Consider the following 2406-nt stretch of genomic DNA (forward strand, 5'->3'; position numbering starts at 1 on the left):
TGGGGCCATGACCGACCTGCAGTGCCCGGCCACCGCCGTCCTCCTCGACGACGCCGCCCCTCCCCCGCCGTGGACCGCCCGCCTGCGCGTGGCCGAGCGGTTCGCGGCCCGCGGCGCCGAGGAGCTGACGTCGCTCGTCGAGGACTCGGCCGACCTGTTCCGCGGGGAGACCTTCGTGGTCGCCGCCCCCGCCGGTGACATCGAGGAGGCGCTGCGGCGGCGGGGTGTGGGCGGGCGGGCGCCCGTCGTCGTCGAGGTGGACTCCGCGGGGTGGCGGCCCGTGCCCGCCCCCTGACGCGGGTGGGCCGGGAGGAGCGCTCCGGCTCACCGGCCGGCACCGGCGGCCCGGGTCGCTCGGGCAGCGGCCGCCGTGGTGGGGCCGGCGAGGGCGAGGGAGTCCCGCCGCGCGGGCCGGTCCGTTGTGCTGTCCGGCCCGGACCCTAGGGTTTCCGCTGGTGGGGCCGCTCGGCCCCCGGAACCGGGAATCCGAGGAGGACGTCGCTCTCATGATGGGACCGAGCCATGCGGCCTGCGGGGCGGCCGCGTGGGTGGCGCTGACCGCCGACTACCAGCTGCACCTGCAGGACCTCACCGTCCCGATCGGGTGGGGGGTCCTGGACGTCGGCGACACCGGCGTCCTCACCGGTGCGCTCGTCACCGCCGGGGCGGCGCTGCTGCCGGACCTCGACCACCCGGACGGGACCGTGGCCCGGTCCCTGCGCCCCCTGTCCACCTGGTTGGCCCGCGGGATCTGCCGGCTCTCCGGCGGACACCGGCGCGGCACCCACTCCCTGCTGGGAGTGGCGGTGTTCACCGGGCTGGCGGCCGCGGCGCAGAAGATCGGGATCCCGGTCGAGGGCCTCGGCTGGGTGTGGCCGCTCGCCGCGGTGATGTCCGTGCTGCTCATCGCCTTCGCGGTGCAGGTGCTCGCCTTCGTGCCGGACCGGGTCGCGAAGCTCAACTGGGTCGTCGGGATCGGCCTGGGCGTCGTCGTGGGGCTGCACCCGCCCGCGCACGAGTGGTGGTTCCCCGCGGCCGTGGCCACGGGGGTGGTCGCCCACCTCGCCGGGGACCTGGTGACCACGCGCGGGATCCACCTGCTCTACCCGCTGCGCATGCCCCTGCCCCTGCCCCGGTCGGTGTACAAGAACCGGTCCTTCCTCGCGGTGCCGCTCATCGGCAACGCCGGCTCCGCCGCGGAGATCGCGCTGCTCGCCCCGATCACCCTCTTCGCCCTGACGGGGCTGTGGGGGGCGTTCGCCCTGACCAGCGGGATCGCGCTCGCCTGAGCCGTCAGACCACCCGTCCGTCCTCGGCCTGCCGGCGGTTCTGCTTCGCGCGCTCCTTCTTGATCAGCTCGAGCGTGCGGACGAGCCGCGGCATGGTGATGATGACGAGCCCGCCCACCATGTTCAGCGGGATGACCCACAGCATCCACAGCAGCCAGTCCGTGTAGGAGAGGTCGGCGCCCGCGTGCATGGCACCGAAGATGATGGCCGAGTTGAGCGCTCCGTGCAGCATGCCCAGGCCGACGACCAGCAGCCCGTCGATGAGGGCGATGAAGGTGTGCACCACCTCGCTGCTCGACCCCTGGCTCATCCGTGTGCCGAGCGTGATGGTGCTGCCGGCCAGCAGGGCCAGGGCGGCCGTCTCCACCGTCAGGCCGCCCTCGAGGTACTTGGTCGCCGACTCCTCCAGGGTGTCGTGGAACTGCGGGAACCCGGCCACCACGAACCAGGTGAACAGCCATCCGCCCAGGAGGTTGGCCAGCAGGGTCACCAGCCAGAAGCGCCCCAGCTGCAACCAGGTGCTGTGCCGGGAGACGACGGCGTAGATGGGCACCAGGAAGTTCTCGGTGAACAGCTCCGAGTGGGCGAGCTGGAGGGCGAGCAGGCCGAAGCCGAAGGCGGCGCCTGCCAGCAGGTCGGACCCCGTGGCCTCCTTGACCGCCAGATAGGCGAGGATGCCCACGCCCACGTCGATGCCGCCGAACAGTCCCGTGATGATCAGGGCCCGCCACGTGCGGGTCAGGCGTTCCGCGCCCTCGGTGACGGTGTTGTCGAACTCCTCGACGAGTTCGTCCTCGAGCGGTTCGTCCGTCCGGCCCAGCTCCTTGCGCTTCTCCTCGAGGTTCGCGTTGTCCGGTTCCATCCCTGCCCCCTGTGTGCTCTCGTCGATCCCTGGCCGGGATGCGGCAAGCCTACTGGCGCATCGCCGGGGTCACGATTGGCCATCCGGCACGATCGTGGGTAGGATTGTCGTCGTTGCCCACAGCGGTCCGCCGCTGTGGTCGACGAGCGCGAGTGGCGGAATAGGCAGACGCGCACGGTTCAGGTCCGTGTGCCCGAGAGGGCGTGGGGGTTCAACTCCCCCCTCGCGCACCACGCAGGCGAAGCGGGACATCCG

Annotated in this window: 3 protein-coding genes and 1 tRNA gene; 3 read left to right on the forward strand and 1 reads right to left on the reverse strand. The window is 72.6% G+C overall.

All coding sequences use genetic code 11. The features are described from left to right. Positions 1-295: hypothetical protein (locus ACH9D2_RS08720; protein WP_396362451.1), on the forward strand; the 295-nt coding region annotated here is incomplete at its 5' end. Positions 296-506: 211 nt separating this feature from the next. Beyond that, complete coding sequence (locus ACH9D2_RS08725; RefSeq protein WP_396362452.1) at positions 507-1289, forward strand: metal-dependent hydrolase; 783 nt, start codon at positions 507-509, stop codon at positions 1287-1289. Positions 1290-1293: 4 nt separating this feature from the next. Here the strand turns inward: ACH9D2_RS08725 and ACH9D2_RS08730 are convergent, their stop codons facing one another. Further along, positions 1294-2151, reverse strand: coding sequence for a formate/nitrite transporter family protein (locus ACH9D2_RS08730; RefSeq protein WP_396362453.1), 858 nt, complete (start codon positions 2149-2151; stop codon positions 1294-1296). 146 nt (positions 2152-2297) lie between these two features. Here ACH9D2_RS08730 and ACH9D2_RS08735 point away from each other — a divergent pair. Then, positions 2298-2384: transfer RNA gene (locus ACH9D2_RS08735), tRNA-Leu, on the forward strand. The last annotated feature ends 22 nt before the right edge of the window (positions 2385-2406 follow it).

Source organism: Kocuria rhizosphaericola, from assembly GCF_044462205.1.
Classification (GTDB): domain Bacteria; phylum Actinomycetota; class Actinomycetes; order Actinomycetales; family Micrococcaceae; genus Kocuria; species Kocuria rhizosphaericola.